The 23259-nt window shown below is 58.6% G+C and carries 17 protein-coding genes; 9 read left to right on the top strand and 8 right to left on the bottom strand.

Annotation, left to right across the window (positions count from 1 at the left end):
- Positions 1 to 33: 33 nt before the first annotated feature.
- On the bottom strand, positions 34 to 969 hold the full coding sequence (locus tag ACNAZS_RS07115) for a hydroxymethylglutaryl-CoA lyase (RefSeq protein ID WP_415787654.1): 936 nt from the start codon (positions 967 to 969) through the stop codon (positions 34 to 36).
- Between the two features lie 184 nt (positions 970 to 1153).
- Here ACNAZS_RS07115 and ACNAZS_RS07110 point away from each other — a divergent pair, with 184 nt between their 5' ends.
- The 3 genes from ACNAZS_RS07110 to ACNAZS_RS07100 all read left to right on the top strand — a co-directional run bounded on the left by ACNAZS_RS07110 (position 1154) and on the right by ACNAZS_RS07100 (position 4934).
- Positions 1154 to 1900, top strand: coding sequence for an IclR family transcriptional regulator (locus ACNAZS_RS07110; RefSeq protein WP_415787652.1), 747 nt, complete (start codon positions 1154 to 1156; stop codon positions 1898 to 1900).
- Between the two features lie 100 nt (positions 1901 to 2000).
- On the top strand, positions 2001 to 3533 hold the full coding sequence (proP, locus tag ACNAZS_RS07105; RefSeq protein ID WP_415787650.1) for a glycine betaine/L-proline transporter ProP: 1533 nt from the start codon (positions 2001 to 2003) through the stop codon (positions 3531 to 3533).
- 159 nt (positions 3534 to 3692) lie between these two features.
- The gene (locus tag ACNAZS_RS07100) at positions 3693 to 4934 is read left to right on the top strand and encodes an MFS transporter (RefSeq protein ID WP_415787648.1); all 1242 of its coding nucleotides are present in this window, start codon (positions 3693 to 3695) and stop codon (positions 4932 to 4934) included.
- Here ACNAZS_RS07100 and ACNAZS_RS07095 read toward each other — a convergent pair.
- Positions 4931 to 6316, bottom strand: coding sequence for a sensor histidine kinase (locus tag ACNAZS_RS07095; protein WP_415787646.1), 1386 nt, complete (start codon positions 6314 to 6316; stop codon positions 4931 to 4933). The two genes, ACNAZS_RS07100 and ACNAZS_RS07095, sit on opposite strands and share 4 nt — an antisense overlap.
- Positions 6313 to 6978: a response regulator gene (locus ACNAZS_RS07090; protein ID WP_415787644.1), complete on the bottom strand. Its 666-nt coding sequence runs from the start codon at positions 6976 to 6978 to the stop codon at positions 6313 to 6315. The genes ACNAZS_RS07095 and ACNAZS_RS07090 overlap by 4 nt, the downstream gene beginning before the upstream one ends.
- A gap of 271 nt (positions 6979 to 7249) precedes the next feature.
- Here ACNAZS_RS07090 and ACNAZS_RS07085 point away from each other — a divergent pair, with 271 nt between their 5' ends.
- Complete coding sequence (locus tag ACNAZS_RS07085) at positions 7250 to 8014, top strand: MipA/OmpV family protein (RefSeq protein WP_415787641.1); 765 nt, start codon at positions 7250 to 7252, stop codon at positions 8012 to 8014.
- Between the two features lie 179 nt (positions 8015 to 8193).
- Positions 8194 to 10212 (top strand): alkaline phosphatase D family protein, encoded by a 2019-nt coding sequence (locus tag ACNAZS_RS07080; RefSeq protein WP_415787639.1) that lies wholly within the window; start codon positions 8194 to 8196, stop codon positions 10210 to 10212.
- 118 nt (positions 10213 to 10330) lie between these two features.
- Here ACNAZS_RS07080 and ACNAZS_RS07075 read toward each other — a convergent pair whose 3' ends face one another.
- Together ACNAZS_RS07075 and ACNAZS_RS07070 are read right to left on the bottom strand one after the other, a co-directional pair.
- A complete protein-coding gene (locus ACNAZS_RS07075) occupies positions 10331 to 11302 on the bottom strand; it encodes a Bug family tripartite tricarboxylate transporter substrate binding protein (protein WP_415787637.1) in 972 nt (323 codons plus the stop codon).
- A 117-nt stretch (positions 11303 to 11419) separates the two neighbouring features.
- Positions 11420 to 12679, bottom strand: a complete 1260-nt coding sequence (locus ACNAZS_RS07070) for a flavin-dependent oxidoreductase (RefSeq protein ID WP_415787635.1) — start codon at positions 12677 to 12679, stop codon at positions 11420 to 11422.
- Between the two features lie 120 nt (positions 12680 to 12799).
- Here ACNAZS_RS07070 and ACNAZS_RS07065 point away from each other — a divergent pair, with 120 nt between their 5' ends.
- Positions 12800 to 13699 (top strand): LysR family transcriptional regulator, encoded by a 900-nt coding sequence (locus ACNAZS_RS07065; protein ID WP_415787633.1) that lies wholly within the window; start codon positions 12800 to 12802, stop codon positions 13697 to 13699.
- Positions 13700 to 13768: 69 nt separating this feature from the next.
- Here the strand turns inward: ACNAZS_RS07065 and ACNAZS_RS07060 are convergent, their stop codons facing one another.
- Positions 13769 to 15592 (bottom strand): sensor histidine kinase, encoded by a 1824-nt coding sequence (locus ACNAZS_RS07060; RefSeq protein ID WP_415787631.1) that lies wholly within the window; start codon positions 15590 to 15592, stop codon positions 13769 to 13771.
- The gene (locus ACNAZS_RS07055; protein ID WP_415787629.1) at positions 15583 to 16302 is read right to left on the bottom strand and encodes a response regulator; all 720 of its coding nucleotides are present in this window, start codon (positions 16300 to 16302) and stop codon (positions 15583 to 15585) included. The genes ACNAZS_RS07060 and ACNAZS_RS07055 overlap by 10 nt, the downstream gene beginning before the upstream one ends.
- A gap of 128 nt (positions 16303 to 16430) precedes the next feature.
- Between ACNAZS_RS07055 and ACNAZS_RS07050 the strand changes: the two genes are divergently transcribed.
- The 3 genes from ACNAZS_RS07050 (at position 16431) to ACNAZS_RS07040 (ending at position 22226) form a co-directional block, all read left to right on the top strand.
- Positions 16431 to 18812 (top strand): sulfatase family protein, encoded by a 2382-nt coding sequence (locus ACNAZS_RS07050; RefSeq protein ID WP_415787627.1) that lies wholly within the window; start codon positions 16431 to 16433, stop codon positions 18810 to 18812.
- A 69-nt stretch (positions 18813 to 18881) separates the two neighbouring features.
- Positions 18882 to 20024, top strand: a complete 1143-nt coding sequence (locus ACNAZS_RS07045; RefSeq protein ID WP_415787625.1) for a formylglycine-generating enzyme family protein — start codon at positions 18882 to 18884, stop codon at positions 20022 to 20024.
- 15 nt (positions 20025 to 20039) lie between these two features.
- Complete coding sequence (locus ACNAZS_RS07040) at positions 20040 to 22226, top strand: sulfatase-like hydrolase/transferase (RefSeq protein ID WP_415787623.1); 2187 nt, start codon at positions 20040 to 20042, stop codon at positions 22224 to 22226.
- A 97-nt stretch (positions 22227 to 22323) separates the two neighbouring features.
- Here ACNAZS_RS07040 and ACNAZS_RS07035 read toward each other — a convergent pair whose 3' ends face one another.
- Entirely contained in the window at positions 22324 to 23244 is a 921-nt protein-coding gene (locus ACNAZS_RS07035; RefSeq protein ID WP_415787621.1) for an SMP-30/gluconolactonase/LRE family protein, read from the bottom strand.
- Positions 23245 to 23259: the final 15 nt, after the last annotated feature.

Below are 23259 nucleotides of genomic sequence, written 5' to 3'. Positions count from 1 at the left end.
AACGTATGAGGCTCGGTAGCGCCTACCCGCACACTAGGGCTGCTGCGCAAAGCCTTTCGGCAGACCGGCATCGGGGGTCATGCCGTACAGCGCCTCGCCCGGCAATCCAACGGCGAGCGGCTCACGCGCCGCAACGATCTTGGCAAGATCAATGCCCGTACGCACGCCCATCGCCTCGAACATAAAGACCAGATCTTCTGTCACCACGTTGCCCGACGCGCCAGGCGCATAGGGACATCCTCCCAATCCCCCCAGCGAACTATCAAACGTACGAACGCCTTCGTCCCAGGCAGCCAGGCAATTCGCTAGCCCCAGGCCACGTGTATTGTGCATATGCGCGGCGCCGGCATGCTCGCCCAGTTCTTGGCGCAAGCGACGAAACAACCGACGCACCTGAGCCGGATTCGCGTAACCCACGGTATCCGATAGGCCAGACTCGTTGGCGCCCGCCTGCACACACAATGTGGCCAGTCGAATCACATCGTCCTCGGCCACCTCGCCCTGCAACGTACACCCAAACGCCGTGGATATGCCGGCTTCGAGCTTGACCGCAGGCGCCAGCTCGTCTCGCAGACGAGCAATCGCACGTACCTCTTCTACCATGTCCTCTGGTGTCTTGCGTACATTGGCCAGCGAATGGGCCCGACTGGCAGACACCGGCATCGTCAACTTGTGTGCACCAGCCGCTAACGCGGCTTGCGCCCCGCGAAGGTTTGGGACCAGCGCCATGACGGTCACATTCGGATGCCTCGTTGCGTACTTGACGACCTCCGCCGCATCCGCCATCTGCGGCAACAAACGCGCGGGTACGAATGAGGCGACCTCGATCTCTCGGACGCCTGCCGCAACCAGGGCATCAATCCACTTGAACTTGTCAGCGGTGGACATCGTCGCTTTCACGGATTGCAAGCCGTCCCGGGGGCCAACTTCGCTGATCAATACATCGGGCTGGGAGGAATGATTCAACATTCGGGCCTCATTCTCTAATTCTGTTAGATAGAACATAGTGCTTTATAATGAAACGACAATATAAACCAAGTTTGCCGTATGCTAAGGCATATCATTAAGGGAAGTCGTAAATTTCCATGATCACTCATTCGCCATTCGTTCTGTAGGATAGAATTCTCGAGATCATTCAAAAGCAGAAAGCAAGATGCCTCGTAAAGCAATGATCGAATCAGTGGCTGACGCCGACGCGGCACAAGGCGGCGTCGCCGCCGTTGATCGGGCGCTTAGCCTGATGGCCGTGTTCACCCACAATGACCACGCGCTGTCATTGCGCGAGTTGGCGGAACGAACACGCCTGTACAAAAGCACAATCCTACGTCTCTTGGCGTCCCTGGAACATGCTCACTGGATTCAACGGCTGGATGACGGGCGCTATGCACTCGGGCCGGAGGTGGCGCGATTGCACGGCGTGTATTCGGCGTCATTCTCTCTTGATCGTGTAGTGATCCCCGTACTGCGCGAGCTCGTCGCCACAACCGGAGAGAGCGCCGCATATCACGTACGCCAAGGGAACGCCAGACTTTGTCTATATCGTGTCGACTCGCCGCATCCTGTCCGCGACCATATTCGTGCAGGCGATTTGCTGCCTCTGGAGCGCGGCACCGGTGGTCGTATATTGACGGCATTCGACGACATCCTGGGTACCGCGCCCGGCCCGGATCAAGCGCTGTATCAAAAAATTCGCCGTGATGGCTACTACGCAGCGGTGGGAGATCGACTCGCCGAAGTCGCCGGCATCTCTGCGCCAGTGTTCTCCGTGTCCGGTGCGATCGCAGCCGCCGTGACCTTAACCGTGCCGGCGCATCGTTACGATCTTAACCATATCGCGGCAGTCACGCGCGCGGCCAACCAGCTCTGCGCTCGCGTGGACGGAAAGCGACAGCTGCCTTAAAGCGTACGCGTACACAGCAAGAGATCAGAAGTAGAATCCGTAATTGTGCGACGCTATCGATCACCATTCTCTTGCCTTGCCCGTCACGGAAAGCAGATTTATGACTCAGCCAGCCGCAGCATCATCCGACGCCCGACCGCTACAGATCGGTGACATCACCGTCATCGATGATAGCAAGCTTAAAAAGGCCGTCACGGCCGCCGCACTTGGCAACGCCATGGAGTGGTTCGATTTTGGCGTTTATGGTTTTGTCGCCTTCGCGTTAGGCAAAGTCTTTTTCCCCAGCGCCTCGCCCGCTGTGCAGACGATTGCGGCACTCGGTACGTTTTCGGTGCCCTTTCTGGTTCGGCCGCTAGGCGGAGTCTTCTTCGGCGTGATGGGCGACCGCTTTGGGCGACAAAAGGTCCTGTCGCTGACCATCATCATCATGGCGATCAGCACCTTCTGCATCGGGCTGATTCCTTCTTATGCAGCCATCGGCCTGTGGGCCCCCATCCTGTTGTTGCTCTGCAAGCTCGCCCAAGGTTTTTCTGTGGGCGGCGAGTACACGGGTGCTGCGATCTTCGTCGCGGAGTATGCGCCAGACCGACGGCGCGGATTCCTGGGAAGTTGGCTGGATTTTGGCTCGATCGCCGGTTTTGTCCTGGGTGCCGGCCTGGTGGTACTGCTGCAAACCCTCTTGGATTCTGCATCCTTTCTGGATTGGGGCTGGCGCATTCCCTTCTTTATAGCCGGGCCACTGGGGTTACTAGGGCTGTACTTGCGTCACGCTGCCGAGGAAACCCCCGCTTTTACTCAGCAACTCGAAAAAATGGAGAAGGAAGACCGCGACGCCATCAAAGAACGCCCCACTGTCTCTTTCGTCGAGATTTTCTCCAAATACCGCAAGGCGCTCCTGGTCTGCATCGGTATGGTTCTGGTGACCAATATCACCTATTACATGCTACTGACGTACATGCCGACCTACCTGTCCAGCAGTCTGGGCTACTCCGAGGATCACGGCGTACTCATCATCGTCGTCGTCATGATAGGTATGCTATTCGTGCAACCCGTCGTGGGTTTCTTTAGCGACAAATTCGGCCGCAGACCCTTTTTACTGATAGGTAGCCTGGGCTTATTAGTATGCTCGATACCCGCTTATCGTCTCGTCGGCAGCGACAACATTGCGCTGATTTTCCTGGGCCTACTGTTGATCGCCATTTTTTTGAACTGCCTGACCGGCATCATGGCATCAACACTGCCCGCACTCTTTCCCACACGCATTCGCTACAGCGCGCTGGCCAGTTCTTTTAATATCGCAATCATCATCGCCGGTCTGACGCCGACCGTGGCCGCTTGGCTGGTCGCGCAAACCGGCAGCTTGATGTTGCCCGCCTATTATCTGATCGGGGCGGCGATCATCGGATTAATCACCTCTTTCTATCTGCCCGAGACGGCAAACCGGCCGATGCGTGGAGATACTCCGACCGCCTCCAATCTTCGTGAAGCCAAAGTGCTATTGCAGCAAGCCTACGAGCACATTGAACTGACGGTACAAGGCATTGACGGCGAGATTCAGGAACTGGAAGAGCAAATCGAGGCGCTTAAGCAACGACGCCAACGCCTGACGGATCGACACCCGGAGTTAACGTAAAGCGTCTGGGATAACGCCCGCCACCGCTCGACACCCGACTTGACGACAGCGACCGCTCACTCGCCGGGAGTATGATCGAAGCGGAGAAGAGGCAACCCGGCGCCGGGGGCGATACCGTTCGCCCCATCATCACTCCACAAAAACAGCATCGTAGACGCAATGACCCGTGCAGCACCTCCTTGGCTAATGCCCGTAGCGGCAATTTTTACCCTACAAACCATCTCGTCATTTCTCAATCGGCTGGTTCCCATTCTTGCCCCGGCCATGTCGAAAGATTTCGGGTGGAGCGGCAGCTTCATTGGATATCTGACCGCCAGCGCGTCTCTGGGCGGGTTGGCGATTTTGGTAGCGGGCTCCGCGATGCTGAAGCAGTTTGGCGGCATGCGTATGTTGCAGTGGACGCTGGTAGCTGGCGCCGCTTGTATGGCGTGGCTGCTGGTTCCCAGTTTCAGCGTCGCCATCATCGCATGTTTTGTGATGGGCTCAAGCGTTGGCGCGGCAAACCCGGCGGGTAGCGAGGTCTTGCAACGGTATTCGCCGCCCAGTATGCGCAACCTGATGTTCTCCATTAAACAAGCCGGCGTGCCCCTGGGCGGCGTGATCGCAGGACTACTGGTGCCCGCATTGGTGGTATTCGCGGGGTGGCGAGTCGCCCTGTTCTTATGCGGCCTGATCGTGGTAATACCCACGATCATGACCTGGCGGGCCAGTTCTCGCCTGGATGAGCTCCCCGAGAAGCAAGATCACTTCTTTCATTTCCCGACGCGACAGTCGCTACGGACCTTGAGCGTGCCTCTGGCCTCATTACGTCACAGCCGCGGCCTGACTCAGATATCCATCGTTGGGGGGTTGTTTGCCGTGTGCCAGAGCTGCTGGTTCACCTTCACCGTAATCTATCTGGTCGATCGACTGGACTACTCCCTGGGATTGGCCGGCATGGTGTTTGCCGTGATGCAAGCCGGCGGGGTGGTGGGCCGCATCCTGCTGGGTTGGCTGTCTGATCACTTCCGCTCAGCGAACGTGACTCTGTCCATCGCCGCCATCCTCTCGGCCATTACCACGGCCCTTTTGGGATTGACGAGCCCGCAGTGGCCGCTATGGTCCATTATTGTTCTGGCATTTGTCGCAGGCTCTTCGGCTGCGAGCTGGAATGGCGTACAGATTGCAGAAGTCGCACGGCGATCCCCTTCGCATCTGATCTCAGAAACGGCGGCCGGATCCAGCATCCTGGTGAACCTGATGAATATGGTAGCCCCGACGGCGATTGCGGCGTTTGTGGCCATCAGCGGACGCTATGACTATGCCTTCATCTGCGCCGGCGCATGCTCGCTGCTTGTACTGGTATTTTTACCGCGTGACCGACGCAGTGGCGCTCGCGCACCGCAAACTCCTTCGCGCTAAATATTTCGTTTGGCTGCAGCCAAGCGCAACGTGACGCCTAGTCCTTTTCCCTCTATGCCAGGCCCGACCTCCAGGTCCGCACCGTGCAAACGCGCAATGCGCGCCACTAGCGACAGGCCAATGCCGCTTCCGTGGCCCGTTGCTCGAGGCATGCGGTAGAAACGATCCAGAATACGATGGCGGTATTCCTGCGGCACGCCAGGACCGTCATCCTGCACCGCCAGCCGAACGTAGCCCGGCATCGGGTCCGGTCCGCACACGACACGAATATTGCCTCCAATGTCACCATAGCGCGTCGCATTATCCAACAGGTTGCGCAGCAAAATGCCCAGCGTATCCAAATGCCCCAATACGAAACCAGGCTGAAGGTCCTCGGTCAACGTCTGGCTGCGTGAAGCCACGCGCTGCCGATAATCTTTAACGACCGTGTGTGCCACGGACGCCAGATCGATACGCGTTGCGGCCTCGTTCAGGCCCGTCGATTCCAACCTCGCCATGTCCAGCAACTGCTCGGCGATACGAGCGCTGCGTTGCGTGGCAAGGTTGATCTGCCGAACCGAATGATGAATCTCATCAAGATCCTGACTGCGTAGCGCATTCTCGGCCTGTAGCGAGAGCACGGCCAATGGCGTACGCAACTCATGGGCGGCATCCTGCAAGAAGCGGCGCTCGTTTTCAACCGCCGCCTCTACCCGACTCAATTGCTGATTAAACGACTCCACCAACGGCTTGATCTCGTCGGGCAAATCCTGGGTGGCCAGTGGATCGAGATCCAGGGGGTGACGCCGGCGCAAGAGCGTCGACAGTCGCAAAACGGGCGTAAACGCAACATAGGTAATCGCCCAAGCCACAGCGGCAAGCGGCAGAAACAACGCCGCCAGAAAAAGAAATGCATTCTGCATGCGGTGACTCAGTTCCTGCTGCAGGGCCGCAAGGGATTTTCCAACTTGGACCTGGATGAGGCCATCGGCATCGGACACAGCATACGTGCGCCAAGATTCGCCATTGATCATACTGGTAGCGAAGCCATCCTGGTAGGACGCAATAAACGGCTGCGAAGGTGAATTCGGTGAGTGCAGCAATAACCGGCCATTGGCAAGCGAATAGACTTGTATTTCCAAATTGGCGTCGTTTTCTACCGAAGGTGCTGGGCTTGCCAGGCGATAGCCTCGCGGCAGCGCCACGTCCTCGAGCCCTTGAGGCAAGGACTCCAATGCCGTAAATCCGGCGCGCTGAAGGCTGATATCCCATTCGCCGGTACGCTCACGCGTGCGATCACGCTGAACCCAGGTAAGCAAAATGACCCAGGCAATCAACACCGTGATCAGCATGCCCAGCAGCAAGCGCCATCGCAATGAGTTTTGCGTAGGTACGCGACTCATGCGGGCATACCCTTTATGCGGTAACCGTAGCCGTGTACCGTCTCGATCAGATCGTCACCTAGCTTGCGCCGCAATTGATGGATATAAACGGCAACCGTATTGCTGCCCGTCGCGCCGCTATCACCATAGACCGCACTTTCCAGCGCCGCACGGGACACCGCTCTACCGCCACGTTCTACCAGGGCAAGCAAGGTCCGATACTCGAGCGAGCTCAGCGCAACGGGCTCGCCTGCGTGAATGACACGTTGATTGGCGGGCTCCACCGTCACGTCCCCCACGATCAGGATAGGGGCCACGCGCCCCTTGCTGCGGCGCACGGTCGCGCGCGCACGCGCCAGCAATTCATCGATCTGGAAAGGTTTGACGAGATAATCGTCCGCCCCGGCGTCGAGCCCGGCGATCCGCTCGCTCAGACGGTCTCGGGCCGTCATGATGATCACCGGCGTCGTGTCATAGCGGCTGCGCAACTGCGACAGAATGCCCATGCCGGATCCCCCTGGCAAGCCCAGATCCAGCAGTATCAGTTCGTAATCATGGTCGACCAGCGCCGTTTGGGCCAATCGTGCGTCGGCCGCGATATCCACGCTAGCCCCTTCGCGGCTGAGCGCCAGTTTAAGCGCATCAGCCAGCATAGCGTCGTCTTCGACCAGAAGTGTGCGCATAGGAGTATGTCCTTTTTCAATGCGCGCCATTATTCCGCGAACAGATTAAGTCGAGTTTAACGGTCACAGGTCTCATGAATACGAGCATCGTGGCCACAAGGGGCGAAAGCAGAAGACGACGGAAATGACATGCAGCGAAGCCGCTGCGTGCTGGCGCCCGACACCGGATCACCAAGTTCTTAAAAAAATCCTAAAACTGTCTAGGCAGTATAGCGGCTGAAATCAGGTCGCCGCCCATGCGGCAAATGACTACGGAATACAAGGAATACCCATGCAAGCAGTCACAAAGGCACGCTACGCAGTCTCTCTGGCACTGTTCGCGAGCGCGGGACCAGCCATCGCCGAAGGAACGAATTTCATCGGGGTAGGCGTAGGTTACGTCCCCAACTATGCCGGCTCCGACGAGTACCGGGTTGTCCCGACGCCGTTGATCAACTATCGATCCGGAAACTTCTTTGTTACACCTCGTGCTGGTTTGCCGGCCATGGGGTTGAGCTTTGAGCTCGCACCCGACCTCGAAGCCGGTGTGTTTGTCGGTCTGGAACTCGGTCGGGATTCGGACGATTCAGATCGTACTCGCGGCATGGACGACATCGATTTTCATGGCGCGTATGGTGCATTTGTAGAATGGACACCGGGCCGCTACTCGCTGGGAGCCGCCTATCGTCAGGCAGCCAAATCCGGTTATGGCGGCGCACTGGAACTGCGTACATCCTATGCCGTCGTGCAAACAGAACAGCAACAACTGCGGCTCGGTGTCAGCACGGAATGGGCCAACAGCAACGATATGCAGACGTGGTATGGCGTGAGCACATCCGACGCCGCGCGCAGCCGTGAGCATCTTTCTCCCTACACGGCCTCATCAGGATTCAAGTCTGCGGCGCTATTCGCCAGCTGGAAATACGACCTGAACAAAGACTGGATCGTCATGAGCACGGTGGGCGTGAGTACCGTGCTTGGCGACGCGCGCGACAGCCCGCTGACGGAACGCAAGACAAACCTCTTTGGCACGATGGGCGTGGCTTACCGCTTCTGACGCACGTTAAGTCAGAGGCGGCCTACACCGCCGCCCTATCGTCAAGCTGTCACACCGCTGCAATGCTCCGATGCGGTAATACCGACGCTCCAGGTGATCTATGACGTTCACGTCGTGGCTTGCCTGGTCCCGCTACGCCGGTAATTCCATCGGCGCATTTCATTGGGGCAGACTTGGACATGGATCGCAGAAAATTCCTCAAATGGGGCAGCTTCCTCACCATTTCCACCGCTGCCGCGGGTTTGGCTGGCTGTAGCAACAGTGATGACGATGATGACAGCGATACTGGCGATGGCGGCAATGCCGGTCCGATTCAATATCCCCAAGGGGTCGCCTCAGGCGATCCCCGCCCTGACAGTGTCATCCTCTGGACACGTGCGATAGGCGAGGATGCCACCGCGGTTTCTGTCCGAGTGCAGGTGGCAAGCGAGGAAAACTTCACGCAGCTCCTGGTCGATGAATTGGTCAGTGCCGAACCCGACTGGGATCATACGGTACGTCACAAGGTGATCGGTCTGGATGCGGGAACCGACTACTACTATCGCTTCGTGTCGGGCGACAGCATCAGCCCCGTAGGCAGAACGCGTACTGCCCCCTTGGAAAACGCTGACGTTGCACAGCTAAAGTTCGCGTTCATCTCCTGTCAGGATTGGAGCGTGAATCATTGGGCCGCCTTTGACGAGTTGCTCACTCAAGATCTGGACTTTGTGGTGCACCTGGGTGACTACGTCTACGAGACCGTCTCCGCTGATTTCCAGAGTGGCGCGGTAGAAAGCGCGCACGCGCCGCTGACATTGCCCGATGGCACGGTCCGCGACGATGGCGCGACATATGCGACAACGTTGGCAGACTATCGGACCTTGTATCGCAGCTATCGATCCGATCCGCGGTTACAGGCACTGCATGCGCGTTTTCCGGTTATCGGTATCTGGGACGATCACGAATTTTCGGATGACTGCTGGCAAGATCGGCAAACCTACGAAACCACGGATGATGAGACTCGGCACACGCCGCGTCGGCGTAGCGCGAGCCAAGCCTGGTTCGAATTCATGCCTGCCGACGTTTCGCTGGATCTGGAGAACCCGTCTTTCGATAATATCCAGATTTATCGCGCGTTTCGCTTTGGAACATTGGCGACATTGTTGATGACGGATGAGCGCCTTTATCGCGCGGATCACATCATTCCCGAGCAACAGGTTGGTAGCGATATTGGTAGCAGATACTTTGTTCCCAAGAGCTTGCTGTCGCAGGTCGAAGCGCAGAAGATGGCTAACGCCGGCGGTCAGTTGGGACCGGTGTCTATCCTGGGCGATACGCAGAGGGGTTGGTGGAAGACCCAATTACGTTCCAGCACCACAACGTGGAATCTTTGGGGCAACGAAGTGTCGTTGCTGCGCATGCAGTTTAACGGCACACTGGCCGTGGCGGGTTTGCTGGCGCAAGGATTGGTTGCAGCCATCCCCGCGCTGGCGCCCCTGGTCCCTGAGATAGCAAAGGCACTGGCGCAAGACCTGGCGAATGCCGATCATAGTAGTGGAAAGCCGGTGACCGACTATCCCGCTTTATCTGCCGTGCTCGGCCAGGCGGGTATTCCTGCGGCCGTCGTGGCCAGTCAGATCAAGCCGCTATTGGATGCGCAATTACCCCCCTCGCTGCTGTTGGATGAATATCTGCTCAACGCGGACCAATGGGATGGCTATAACGCCGAACGTAAAGACCTGATGGCCTTTGTAAGAGATACGGGCATTCGCAATCTGGTGGCACTGACTGGCGACATTCATGCGTTCTTTGCGGGGCCTGTGATGGACGATTACGATGCAAATCATCCACAGCCAATCATGGTTGATCTGGTAACGGCAGGTATCTCCAGCAACTCATTTTTTAGCTATTTCAAGAGCGTGGTCGACAACGACCCGACGTTTCAGGTCGCTAAGCCACTAATCTATACCGAAGAAAATGGCGTGGTCGTCAATACCTTCAACGACACATTGAGGCAGTTCAATGCGGATTGGCTGCGCTATATCGATACCGATGCACAGGGCTTCGCGACGGTGACGTTGACGGCGGCCAAGTTGAGCTGCGTCTTCAACAAGCTAAAGCCGCTGGACGGCGGGCAGGCACCCGCAACGCCCGCGGTGGCATCACAAACGTTGTTGACGGTAACCGCCGGCACGCCTGGTGTGACGCTGGGAGCATAGCCGCTTTAAAAAGGTGTCAACTGTATGGCGCGGCCTTCATATTGAGCACGGGCTTTGGCTGGAATTCGAGAGGCTTCGTTGGGGCGCATGATGTCATGGGGTTTCAGCGCCGCCAGCATTATTCCGTCGAAATATTCCCTTTCTTCACAACCTCTGCCCAGCGTTTTTCGTCTTTTGTAATTAAGGAACGAAACGCGTCAGGCGCGGATGGTGCCGGGACCATCCCTTGAGATTCGAACGCCTTTGCGACTTCCGTTTCTGCAAGGATTTTGGCGATCTCCTGATTGAGGCGGTCCACCACGTCTGGCGGCGTGCCTTTCGGGGCGAGTACGCCGTACCACATGTCCAAATTATCCGAGGTCACCCCCGCCTCGGAAAGCGTCGGCACCTCGGGAAGCTGCGGGAGACGTTTGGCGCTGCCCGTGGCGACGGCTTTCAATTTTCCGCTTTGAATGTGCGGCAGAGCGACATGTACCGGCAAAAACATGTAGTCAATGCGGCCGCCCAGCAAATCGGTCACTGCCCCCGCCGTCCCCTTATAGGGCACATGTAGCATGTCTACGTTCCCTTGCTGCAGGAACAGCGCCATGGCGAGATGATGCGGTGTCCCCACGCCCGGCGTGGCGTACGTAAGCTGCTTCGGACGCGACTTTGCCAAGTCAATGATGTCTTTGACTGTCGACGTTTTTTGTACCGATGGATTTTCTACCAGCAACAATGTTCCCCACGATGTCTGGGAAACAGGATCAAAGTCATTGACGGGATCGTAAGGCAGCTTCGGATAGAGGCTCTTGTTCATGACCAAGGTATTGACCTGCACCAAGAAGGTATAACCGTCCGGCTTGCTCCGAGCGACTTTTTCGCTGCCGATGTTCCCGCTCGCTCCTGGCACGTTTTCAACAATGACGGGTTGCCCCAGCGCTTGAGGCAGGCGGGCCGCCAACTGACGCGCGATGGTGTCGATACCGGTCCCCGGGGTATAGGGGACTACAAACGTAATGGGGCGATCAGGCCACGCGGCGTACGCGGGCGACATCGCGGCGCACATCATCGCCAGGCCCGAAAACGTATTCATCCATTTTTTCAACATGCGAAGTCTCCTCGCTCGACCTACATTGTTTTATCTAAATTCCACGCCTTCTTGCGTGGTCAGACTGCGAAAGTGAACGTCAATGAGCCGGCTCTTTGCTGCCCTCCGGTCAGGAAACTAAAGAAAGGAAGGGCGGTTTTTAAGTTGAGCGGGGTCATATCCGGCCACTCGCTTATAGCGATCGGAAATGCTCTGTAGCTCCGACCGCGAGACGATTTCCTCGAGATTATCGAATCGCTTGCCTCCCGATCGTTCGTAGACCTCACGCAGGATCGCGTCCGGAGGCGTCTTTCTGTTGGTCAGCACGACATTCGTCGTGGCCGGGACCCGCTCTTTATCGTAGCTCTCAAGCGCCTGCGGGCTGACGCCCTCCCGCTTGAGCCATCCTGCAAGACAGCGCGCATCAATGATGGCTTGACCTGCGCCGTTGGATCCGCGCGGCACCATGGGATGTGCGGCGTCTCCCAGGAGGGTGATCCTGCCGTGCGTCCAACGTGGCAGCGGGTCTTGGTCAACCATCGGGTACTCCAGGATCGAGTCCGCGGCACGGATCAACGCCGGTACATCCAGCCAGTCGAATTTCCAGTTCTCGAAAACAGGCAGAAAGTCCTCCAGGCGACCCGCGCGGCTCCAATCTCGTTGTGCAGGTTGCTCGGATTCGAGCTCCGCCACCCAATTGACGAGTTGGCGTCCTTGCTCGTCAATGGCGTTCCGGATGGGATAGATCACCATCTTCCCGATCGAAAGCCATCCCGCACGGATCATGCTGGCCCCCGACAAAATTGGCTGCCAGCGCGTTACGCCGCGCCACATGTTTACGCCAGAATAACGGGGTGCGCCTTCGTTGGGATAGAGTTTCTTTCGCACAACCGAATGAATGCCATCGCATGCAATCGCCACAGCGGCCTGAATATTTTCTCGCGGCCTACCGGCAGCGTCGACAAAGCTCACCGTCACGCCGTTTGCGTCCTGGGTGACATCCACGCAGCGATGGTCACACACCACGCTGTCCTGCCCAAGCCGTTCTTGCACCGCGGCCAACAGCACGGTCTGGAGGTCACCCCGATGAATAGAGAACTGCGGCCAGTCATAACCTGCCGCAGCGCCAGCGGGCTCGTTGAAAACAAGCTGACCGTGCTCGGTGAAAAAGACGGCCTCTTTGGTGCGCACGCTCACGGCGTCTAAGGCGGAAAGCAACCCTAATTCACTGAGTTCACGGACTGCGTGGGGCAACAGATTAACGCCGACGCCGAGCGGCTTGAGCTCCTGGACCGCCTCGTAGACCTTACAAGGAATGCCTGCCTGATGAAGGCTCAGCGCTAGCGTAAGGCCGCCAATGCCTGCCCCAAGAATAGCGACGTGCTCATTGCAACTCATGATTCTGTGTCCCGCGATCTATTGTGATTAGCCAATGGAAGGCTCCATGTTTGCTGTATTAGGCATCACTTCATAAAATATGGGAAATTTAGATATCACATGGACTCATAACAAAACCCTATGAATCTATCGATGCGCCAGATGCGTGCATTTCGCTACGTAGCCCGCACGGAAAGCTTCACGCGCGCCGCCGAACTCGCACACATGACTCAAGCGGGACTGAGCATTCTCGTTCGCGAAATGGAGCGACAAATCGGTACGCGGCTATTCGACCGGACAACAAGAACCGTGCAACTGACGCCCGCAGGACGACGCCTGGCGCCGGTGGTGGAGAGGGTGCTCTTGGAGCTTGATGGCGTCACAGAGGAAATCGGTGCACTAGGCGACACGGCACGCCAGACGTTGCGCATTGCGGCAACGCCTCTGGTGTCGTCGCATCTCTTGCCACAGTTGCTGGCGACGTACAGAGAGACGCACCCTAACGTGCAAGTCCGCCTGTTTGACGCGCGGCTCGAAGAAGTGGAGCGCGCCGTCCTGGCCGACGAAGCCGATCTGGGACTCGGCTTTTTCTTTAAAGCAGCGCCAGGCCTGACACGCACGGCAATCGCGACCTTTCAGTTGATGCGGGTAATGGCTGCTGGCGGATTGCAGCGAAAACCAGGGTCGGTACCGTGGTCTGATCTCGCCAAGGCAAAGATGATCGGCTTGCCCGCCGGCAACCCTATTCAGAAGGTCATTGATGCGCAATTGTCCAAGCTGGGTATCGTCAACCGTGACGGCCAATGCGTCAGTTTCTTCAATACGTTGATTTCGATGGCTGAAGCGGGATTCGGAACCGCCGTGATGCCGACATTCGCCATTACCGCTTGCAAGCGGCACGACGTCAATATTGACTTGCTCACGTCACCCAAAGTCGCGCTATCGTTCTATCGCATCGCAAAGCGGGGGACGAAGGACTCAGAGGCCCTCATCGACTTTGTGGACATCCTGAAAGATCGATTGCCGCTCATGTCTCGGTAAAGCATGCTTCGATCAAACATGCGCAGCGACAGCAGTTCAAGATATACGGCGGCCTGTCGGCATCTGCAGTCATCCTGCCGAAGGCGCGTGACCACCAGACAGCTGTAACGGCAACGCGAGCGTGACCCGCGTCCCCCCTTCCAGCGCCTCGATATACAGCGTACCGCCCAGAAAAGCAGCGCGCTGGCGCATGTTGTGCACCCCGGCTCCACACTGGCGCGCCCCCGCATAGGGGACGCCATCATTCTCGATGACGATACGCGCGTCGCCCTGCGGTCCCGCGCTGCCACGCACGGCAATATACGAGGCCGGACCGTGGCGCAACGCGTTGGTAATGGCTTCTTGTACGATGCGCAACACGTTCAACGCTTGGGCCGGCGTGACGCCGGAAATTTCGGGCAACCGCAGCATCGACCACTCCAACTCGACGCCCAAGCGCCTGAGCTGGGACTCCAGCCGTTCGCGCAGACCCGAGAGCGCAGCCACGAGTTCGCGGTCGCCGATATCCAGCGAATGAATCACCAGGCGCAAGTCATCGAGCGCCTCGCGTGCGGTGTGCTCGATATCGGTTGAGCGCTCGCGTTCAGCTAACGCGATGATCGACGCCAGGTGGCCGCTCAAGCCATCATGCAGATCGACCGTAAGCCGATGGCGCTCTTCGCTACGGACGAGACGGGCGGCCTCGGTACGCTCTTCTTCATACAAGCGCTGCAGCTCGGCCTCGCGCTCGGTCAGGCGCTGTTTGAGATGGGCATTCGCATCGTCCAGCCGCATCAGGCTCAAGCCCAACCGACGCATCAGGATGACCGCGATCGCCACGATCAACAATTGCCGGTAGTACAGAGACAGAAATACCGGGCCGTCCACCGTACCGGCGATTAACGCACCGTCGTACAGCGTGGCCAGCGAGAAGAAGCCAAGCGGCAACAGCAGCAGCCAGGCTTCCCGCACCTTCTTTGCCAGGGCTCCCCAGGCTGATATGGCGACCGTAATCACGGGCGAAATCACCATAATGGGCATCACCACGGTAAACAACACGACACGGGCCGGCACTACGCCCAGCGCCATCGTCAGCAAGCACAAGCCAGGTACGACGACCACACACGCGCGTAGCCAACGCGGTGGTGCCGTGCCGTTGATCTTCAGCGCAATAATGTGCAGGATGAACACGCTGGACATGCTGACAGTGAAGGCATATGGCAGCCAGTTGAATACGCCGGGAAAGATGTCGGCCAGCAGACCCGCATACGAGGCCGTGGATACCCCGTGCAACAGGAACAGCCAGCCGTACAGTGTCTCTTGTGGCCGGTAGATCCAGGCCATCAGGGTGGCAATGGCCAGCAGCAACTGGCAGGCCAGCACCATCATGCGTGTGTATTCCAGCACCAGAACCTGAAGCCTGTGATATGGCGCAATCTGCTTCGCAGTGCCTACATACAGAGGCGATAGATACCCACGCGTCACGCCCGGCGCCTCCAGCAGTATGTCGATCACATGGGGGCCAGCGGTCAGATGACGCGCCGACAGCGGCACCAGCACCGATATGCCTAGCGTAATGCCTGGGATCAGAGAGTGGGTGCCGGTGTCTAGCGCCACATCCCCGTCCACCGCGATAACCGCGCGATAGCTAAGCATCGGAATGAATAAGTAGAGCTGTTGCGTGGGAGGCTGGGCCAGCTCGAAAGTCATACGGTAGTAGCCCGTCGCGCGACGGCTGCCCTGAACGTGGGGCAATGCCACTGGCATGGCAGTGTTGTCAGCAGCCGTGAACTGGGCTTGATCGATCACCAGGGTGTGCGACGGTACAGGGAGCGTCAACCATAGCGGGGCACTGGCCGCCACCGTCGCCAATACGGCCAGGACAGCCCAGAACCACCGCGGCCCTACAACCATATCAGACCCAGGCGCGAGGCTTCGAACACGGCTTCCGAACGGTTACCGACTTGCAGCTTGCGATAAATGCTCTTGATATGCACGGGCACGGTCTGTCGCGAGAGGCCAAGCTGCTCGGCCACTTCGGCATAGGTCAGGCCCTTGGCAATGCCCCACAGAATATCCGTCTCGCGCGGCGTCAGCGCAGCCGATTCCCGCAAGGGCGCCGCGGCTTGGGCTTGCGGCGGTTGTCCACGCTCGCTCAGCCGCCGGACGATGACGCGCGCGATGGACGACGAAATCGGCGAGCGCCCTGCGCGCAACTCTTCGATGGCCTGAATCAGATCCGAGGAGTCGATGTCCTTAAGCAAATAGCCTGTTGCCCCGGCTTCGATGGCCGCGATCACGATTTCGTTGTCGGTCAGCGCCGAGACCACCATTGCCTCGGCGTGTGGGTTGATCGCGCGCAAGCGGCGAATGCCCTGAATGCCATGACCGTCCGGCAGGCGCAAGTCGGTAATGAGCAGGTCGACGGGCTCGCGTTGCAGGACGGCCATCGCCTGGGCCAGCGTGCCACAGGCGGCGACCACGCGACCGCCGCGCCAACTCGACAGGATCGACTCGAAGCGCATGCGTAGAGGAGTGTCATCCTCAACCAACAGCGTGCGACACAACACCGTGCTGTTGCCCGGGCTCGTGTCGGTGTGGGGGTGCGCTCCCGCAGATTCCATCGACCTTACCCTTTTCATGGTATAGGCTAGCAGCAAGCTGGCCGTTAATCTATTGTCACGAGTTTTCTTAGTTTGTCACGACCTGGCTGGCTTGTCACGCCCGGTTCCTAGATAAGGGGCGCACGTCCATGCTTGCCAAACCACCCAGGTTCGCCCTCGCGGTAGCACTGGCGGCGATGACCGCACTGCTGGCCGCTTGCTCAGACAATGATTCTTCCTCGACGAATAACCCGCCCAAGCCCGATCCAGTCGCCTCGTCCAAGCCCAATATTCTCTTCGTCGTGCTCGACGACCTGGGCGTGGACCAAATGGCGATCTACGGCTACGGCGGCGTGGCTCCGCCCAGAATACCCAATCTGACCGCCATCGCCCGAGCCGGCGTCCAGTTTCGCAATGCATGGGCAATGCCCGACTGTACGCCTACGCGGGCCACTTTTTTCACCGGGCGCTATCCGTCTCAGATAAACGTGCTGAACGCCCTGGTCGCGACCGATTTGGCCAATTCGGCGCCCTCTCCCTACGAAATGACGTTGCCCAAGCTCCTGAAAACACAGGGCTACACCAACGCACTCATCGGCAAAATGCATCTCACGGGCTCGGACCTCAATGGCGGATTCAATCTACCGTACGGTTATGACAGCATGTGGAAGTTAGGTTGGGATTATTTCGATGGTTTCCTGGATGGCGCGCCCTATAACATCGACACTCGGGCTGGGCTGACGACCAAGGGGGCCGACGTTGACAGCGGCCCCTATAAGTGCGGATTCATCCCGACGACCCGGATCGACAAGACCAATGGCGCGGATTCGGGCGCCTGCTACGTCGCCAGCGGCAGTTGCTCGCAGATGGCGATCGGCACAGACATCACCACGCCGGGGCGCAGTTGCCTCGAACGCGGCGGCATCCTGGACCCGGGCCAGTCCTGCCAGTCCACACTGCCCAGTTACATCGATTTCACGGCGCAGAACGGTTATTACACGGGCCGATGGGTCAAAAGCACCGCCGAGGGCGATGGCCGTGTCATCCCGGCTTCCGATCCGTCCTCGCGCGGCTACCGCAGCACTCTGGAGACGGACCGTGCCCTCGAATGGGCCGGGCGGCAACCTGCCGGCCAACCCTGGATGTTGACGGTAGGCTATTCGGCCATTCATACGCCCCTGCAGGTGCCACCTGTGGCACTGATCCCGGAAGGCACACCGGGTCGCAACGATAACTTGGTGTGTTCGCCCTTGGCCGACTCGGAAAGCACGCCAGTCCTGACGCAAGCCACCGACCTCATCGACGCCCATCTCATCACTAACCTGATGATTACGGCCGTGGACAAGAAAATCGGCGACCTGCTGGTGGGTTTGGGCTTGGCTCAGTACAACGCTGACGGCACGCTGAACTACCAGCCCGAAAAAACCAATACCGTCGTGGTGGTCGTAGGCGACAACGGTACCTACGTAAACAGCGTCAAATTCACCTCACCAGGCAAATTCGATCCCACGCGCGCCAAGGCCTCGCCTTATCAGACCGGCGTGTGGGTACCGCTGTTGATAGCCGGGCCAATGGTCTCATCACCTGGACGCGAGATACCGCACATGGTGGGCTCGGTCGATCTGTATCAGCTGTTTGCCGACATCGCGGGCGCCGACCTGAACAAGGCGATTCCTGCCAATCGTCCGCTTGACGCGCAGCCCATGCTGGCTTACCTGACCGACGCGGGGCAGAGCAGTATTCGCAGCACAAACTTCACGGAGATGGGAACCAACCTCAGGGCGGTCGGCTCGGAGGAGGAGCAATCCGCCTGCGTCATACCTGCCGCCAACAACGTCTGCACCACACTTTTCCCGCAAAAGGGGGTGTGCCTGGCCCAAGGCGGTATCTGGTACGGAGACAACCTGTCCAGCGACACCAGCGACGTGCCCGCGGCGGGCTACAACAACTGCTGCCAAGTCCAGGCGTACCGGTTGGCCCGGGACGAATCGACTACTTTCCTGCCCACTGCCACCAAGGCGGTCACCGATGGCACCTATAAGCTGGTGCGTCAGACACGTAACCAATGTGATCCAGTCATGGGCTCCGTCAGCGATCCCAGCGCCTACCGCTACAGCGCGACGGGTTATGACGTTGCTGACGAGTTTTATCAGATCGATACCGCCACCCCCGATCCCAAGCTAGACAAGGAAGGCAGTGAGTTGATCGCGATTACCGCGCCTCCCCTGGATACCTCGTCGTTGAACAATGCGCAGCAGCAGGCCTACACCACCCTCAGCGCCGAGATGGCACAGCACGATGCCGTGGCCAGCTACAACCAGGACTACGACACCGTCAGTTGCCCGGGTGACGGCAATCACGACTTGGTTGTAGATCAGAAAGACCTGGCCAACTGGCAGGAACTGAGTCGGTTGAACAGTGGCCAATCAAGCTGGTACGACTTCAACCATGACGGCAAGACGGATGCGGCCGACCAGATGATTATCCAAAACAACATGGACAAGACTTGCAGCGGTAGCAGCAACACTTGATTGAAGCCGACACCAAAGAAGACCTGTGTCGCTCACTACGGACAATGAACCTGACCAGAATGAATACCTATGCTCTCCATTAAGAAGAAACGGCTGGCCCTGGGCGCAACACTATGCGTGGCCCTGGCCGGGGTGGGCTGGTTCACCGCCCAGGCCCTGTCGTCTCCGATCGAACGTGTGACCATCGCGACCAAGCCCATCCTGGGCAACGGCGTCGACACGCCCAAGGCCATGGCCTGGGTGCCGGGCGGCCCTTTCCAGATGGGCAGTGACAGTGCATTGGCCAATCTCAATGAGCGCCCCGCCCATCAGGTACGGGTACGGGGCTTCTGGATGGACATCACCGACGTCACCAATGATCAGTTCGCCGAGTTTGTAAAGCAAACCGGCTACGTGACCACCGCGCAGCGCAAGCCCGATTGGGAGACCATCCGCGTGCAGTTGCCCGCCGGCACCCCGAAGCCACCGGACAGTGTGCTGGTGCCCGGCGCGATGGTGTTCACGGGAACCGCCGCGCCGGTACAACTGGACCAGTATTGGCGATGGTGGCACTTTGTCCCTGGCGCTGACTGGCTCCACCCTCAAGGCCCCGGCAGTAGCATCGAGGGCAAGGGCGACCACCCCGTGGTACAGGTCAGCTACGAAGATGCCCAAGCCTACGCAAAATGGGCGGACAAGCGCCTGCCCACCGAAGCCGAGTGGGAATTCGCCGCGCGTGGCGGCCTGGAACAGGCCGATTACGCCTGGGGCAACGTCCTAGCGCCCGACCGCCAGAAACACGCCAATTACTGGGACGTGAATCAAGGCACCTTCCCCGCACTACAGCCCGACAGCCAAGTCCGCGCCCCGGGCACGCAGCCCGTCAAGACCTATCCGGACAATGCCTATGGCCTGTACGACATGACCGGCAACGCCTGGCAGTGGGTAGCCGATTGGTATCGCACCGATTATTTTGCGCAGCAGGCCGCCAAGAGCACCCCCATCAACGACCCGATAGGTCCGGCCGACACCTACGACCCCTCCGATCCGGGTGTGCCGGCCAATGCGCCGCGCCGGGTCATCCGCGGCGGCTCGTTCCTGTGCAACGAGGATTTCTGTACCTCATACCGTCCCAGCGCCAGACGTGGCGCCGACCCCTACAGCCCCATGTCGCACCTGGGCTTTCGGCTGGTCAAGGACGCTACGCCCGCCGTGGCTCGCGCCGGAGGCTGAACCATGGAGCGTGTCTTGAAGAAACCCTTTCGCACCCTGCTTGTAGCGGGGCTTGCCGCCATTGTCTTGAGTGCATGCGATAACAGTGGCAGTGATTCTCGCGATGAAAGCGCCGCACCTCCCGATCAAGCACAGACATCGAACATTTTGTTCGTCATCATGGACGATGTAGGTATCGACCAGATGGCGTCCTTTGGCTACGGTGGCGCAACTCCGCCGAGCATGCCGAACATTGATGCAATTGCACGCGCAGGCGTGCGTTTTCACAACGCGTGGTCCATGCCCGAATGCTCACCCGGACGGGCCGCGTTCTTTGTGGGACGTTATCCATTTCGCACCAACATGAATCAGGCACTCGGCCCCAACGATCTCGCCAATTCGCAGCTATCACCCTATGACTCAACAGTGCCCAAGGTACTGAAACGGGCGGGTTATGAAAATGCCATGTTCGGAAAATTTCATCTGGCCGGGCCCGAGAACAACGAGGCGGAGAACGCAACACCAAGGGTGTTGGGCTGGGATCATTTCTATGGCTGGATCGGCGGGCTGCCTGGCTCCATCGACACCACTGCCGGCGGTATCGCACCCGAGAAAACCTACTCTTGCGGCTTTGTTCCGGGCGCCCAAGCCGGTGGTACGGATTCGGGGGCGTGCTACCAGGCTGACAACAGCTGCAGTGTCATCAAGCGCACGGCCGCGTCCCAAGACGCCCCCGGCCTGCAATGCCTGTCGTCGGGCGGCATTTTCGTTCCAGACCAGAGTTGTGGCACGCCACCATCGACCTTGAATTTCGATCGCGAGAACGGCTACTACGTTTCACCGCTGGTCATCATCAACGGCCCCAGCCTGGAAGAGGTGCCCCTTACCGACCCGCGGGCCCGCCAATACCGCACGAAAACCGAAGCCGACGCGGCAATCGACTGGATCAAAGCCCGCCCGGGCGACAAACCCTGGATGGCCACGATAAGCTTCAGTGCCCCCCATACACCTTGGCAACAGCCACCTGGCGATTTGCTCGATCCGCGCAACGGGCTTTCCTCGGACGGATGGAGTTGCCAGGAGACAGCAACGGGCCGACTCATTCAGAACAAAATGACCGAGGCGATGGATACGGAGTTTGGCCGGCTGCTGGTCGAAACCGGATTGGCCAGCCAAGCAAAGGATGGTCGCCTGATCTATGATCCCATGGCTTCGAATACGGTCATTGTCATCATGGGTGACAACGGCACGCTGGGCAACGCTGTCAAACTACCCTTCTCGGGCACTCAAGCGAAGGGCACGGCTTATCAGACGGGTGTCTGGGATCCCCTGATCATTGCCGGACCGCAGGTTGTCGAGCCTGGCCGGAAAGTCGATCATATGGTCAATGCCGTGGATCTGTTTCAGTTCTTTGGTGAGATCGCAGGCCTGGATGTCCATAAAGAAGTCCCGCGAGTCGTCGATTCGGTAGGCATACTGCCTTACCTGAGCAATCCGGGGCAGTCCAGCCTGCGCACCATCAACTTCACGCTGGGCGGCGTAAACCTGCAGGCCAACGGTGGCAGGAATGCGCCCTGCGTCGTCAGTACGAGTTGCACGCAGATTCCGGTCAGCAAGAGCGTCTGCGAAGATAACCTGGGCATTTACTGGGGGCCTGGTTATACCGATCCTTCTGTGGTGGACAACGGCGGTGCGGGATACAAGATGTGCTCCGATGTGAACCAGGCGCTCTATGATGCGGGCCGTCCGCTGTTGAACATCTTGCCGGAAACCTCGATCGCGGTTCGCAATGATCGTTTCAAGCTGGTGCGCAATTCCACGCAGAATTTCAACACCACTACCCGAGAGGCCGAGACCGATGTGGTTGATGAGTTGTATGAAATCGATCAGGCGGTTCCCAAGCCCCTGCTCGACACGCTAGATCGCAATCTACTGGTGACCGCACCGACTACGGAAAACCTGGCCGTCTATGACGACCTGCGCGCAACGATGGAGAAGATACTTTCGTCTGAACCTGATTGCCCGGGCGACGGCAACAAGGACGGCGTCGTGAACGCGAAAGATCTGGAGAACTGGCGCAAGATCGCCAATGGTTGGGGGCTGTCCAGTGTTTACGACTTTATCGTCGATGGTGTGCTGGATGGCTTGACCAATAATACCGACGAAACGATCATCCAGAACAACTTGAATACCAACTGCCCTGCCGCATATGGCGTCTACTAAGTAAGAGCCGCATACGGTGTTGGGCGGCGCGCTGTATCGGCTTTCATCCCCACCAAAAAAATTCAGCTCGGCTGTTTTTGGGTATGGCCAAGCGCTGTTAATTTAACCGCAGCCCTGGCACCGGACAATCGTCAATAGCAATCAATCTGCCCGAGCCGCTCAGCGTCACGTACAGCGTCCTCATGTCGGGTCCGCCGAAGCACAGATTGGTCGGATAGCGATCAGGCAATGGCAGGTGTCGGCAGATACGGCCGTCCGGGCTAATGATGGTAATGCCCCCGTGCAGCAAAGTTCCGATATATAGATTGCCATATACGTCCACTGCCATGGAATCAAAACGCTGATATTGGCCGCCCGGCGCTGCCGTCAGCAATCTGCCCCCATGCATCGAAGGCCATGGATCTCGCTTGAGGCGACCTGGTTGCTCGATGTCGAACGCCCATAGGCGGGCGCCTTCTGTTTCCGCATAATAAAGCGTGGCACCGTCAGGAGACAATGCAACGCCATTGGCTGTCATAACGGGATAGGCAACGATTTGCGGCTTGGCCCCGACCTCGGGCACATAGAAAACGCCACCCCAATCCAAGTCATGTTGCCGTGCTTTGCCTAGGTCCGTGAAATAAAAACCCCCATGCTTGTCGAAGACAAGATCATTAGGCCCTTTGAGCCGTTCCCCGTCGACTTTATCGAAGAGGCGCTCGACGTTTCCGGTGTGAAGATCGACGCGTTCAACTCTGCCACCGGAATAGTCTGCAGATTCGTGCCCAGGCTTCAAGGTGCCGTCATCTAGGGTAGTGAACCGCAGGCCGCCGTTATTACACACGATGACGTCGCCGTTTGGCGCGAGTGCCGCCCCGTTAGGACCGCCACCAAGAGTCACGAGTCGATGGACTTTCCCGTTTGATGAAACACGCGTAAGCATGCCGCTGGCGATTTCGACTAACAGGACTGAGCCGTCCTCCATAGCAATAGGGCCTTCCGGAAACTGCAGCCCGGTGGCAATCTCGCGAATTTTCATGATAGACGGCCTTAA

The organism is Bordetella tumulicola (assembly GCF_965138755.1).
GTDB classification, from domain to species: domain Bacteria; phylum Pseudomonadota; class Gammaproteobacteria; order Burkholderiales; family Burkholderiaceae_B; genus Bordetella_A; species Bordetella_A tumulicola.
The sequence above is the reverse complement of the archived record's forward strand: the minus strand, read 5'-3'. Positions and strand labels throughout refer to the sequence as shown.

Bases quoted from the DNA above. Each gene is read 5' to 3' on its own strand.
- ACNAZS_RS07115 (WP_415787654.1), bottom strand. From the start codon at position 969: ATGTTGAATCATTCCTCCCAGCCCGATGTATTGATCAGCGAAGTTGGC.
- ACNAZS_RS07110 (WP_415787652.1), top strand. From the start codon at position 1,154: ATGCCTCGTAAAGCAATGATCGAATCAGTGGCTGACGCCGACGCGGCA.
- proP (WP_415787650.1), top strand. From the start codon at position 2,001: ATGACTCAGCCAGCCGCAGCATCATCCGACGCCCGACCGCTACAGATC.
- ACNAZS_RS07100 (WP_415787648.1), top strand. From the start codon at position 3,693: ATGACCCGTGCAGCACCTCCTTGGCTAATGCCCGTAGCGGCAATTTTT.
- ACNAZS_RS07095 (WP_415787646.1), bottom strand. From the start codon at position 6,316: ATGAGTCGCGTACCTACGCAAAACTCATTGCGATGGCGCTTGCTGCTG.
- ACNAZS_RS07090 (WP_415787644.1), bottom strand. From the start codon at position 6,978: ATGCGCACACTTCTGGTCGAAGACGACGCTATGCTGGCTGATGCGCTT.
- ACNAZS_RS07085 (WP_415787641.1), top strand. From the start codon at position 7,250: ATGCAAGCAGTCACAAAGGCACGCTACGCAGTCTCTCTGGCACTGTTC.
- ACNAZS_RS07080 (WP_415787639.1), top strand. From the start codon at position 8,194: ATGGATCGCAGAAAATTCCTCAAATGGGGCAGCTTCCTCACCATTTCC.
- ACNAZS_RS07075 (WP_415787637.1), bottom strand. From the start codon at position 11,302: ATGTTGAAAAAATGGATGAATACGTTTTCGGGCCTGGCGATGATGTGC.
- ACNAZS_RS07070 (WP_415787635.1), bottom strand. From the start codon at position 12,679: ATGAGTTGCAATGAGCACGTCGCTATTCTTGGGGCAGGCATTGGCGGC.
- ACNAZS_RS07065 (WP_415787633.1), top strand. From the start codon at position 12,800: ATGAATCTATCGATGCGCCAGATGCGTGCATTTCGCTACGTAGCCCGC.
- ACNAZS_RS07060 (WP_415787631.1), bottom strand. From the start codon at position 15,592: ATGGTTGTAGGGCCGCGGTGGTTCTGGGCTGTCCTGGCCGTATTGGCG.
- ACNAZS_RS07055 (WP_415787629.1), bottom strand. From the start codon at position 16,302: ATGGAATCTGCGGGAGCGCACCCCCACACCGACACGAGCCCGGGCAAC.
- ACNAZS_RS07050 (WP_415787627.1), top strand. From the start codon at position 16,431: ATGCTTGCCAAACCACCCAGGTTCGCCCTCGCGGTAGCACTGGCGGCG.
- ACNAZS_RS07045 (WP_415787625.1), top strand. From the start codon at position 18,882: ATGCTCTCCATTAAGAAGAAACGGCTGGCCCTGGGCGCAACACTATGC.
- ACNAZS_RS07035 (WP_415787621.1), bottom strand. From the start codon at position 23,244: ATGAAAATTCGCGAGATTGCCACCGGGCTGCAGTTTCCGGAAGGCCCT.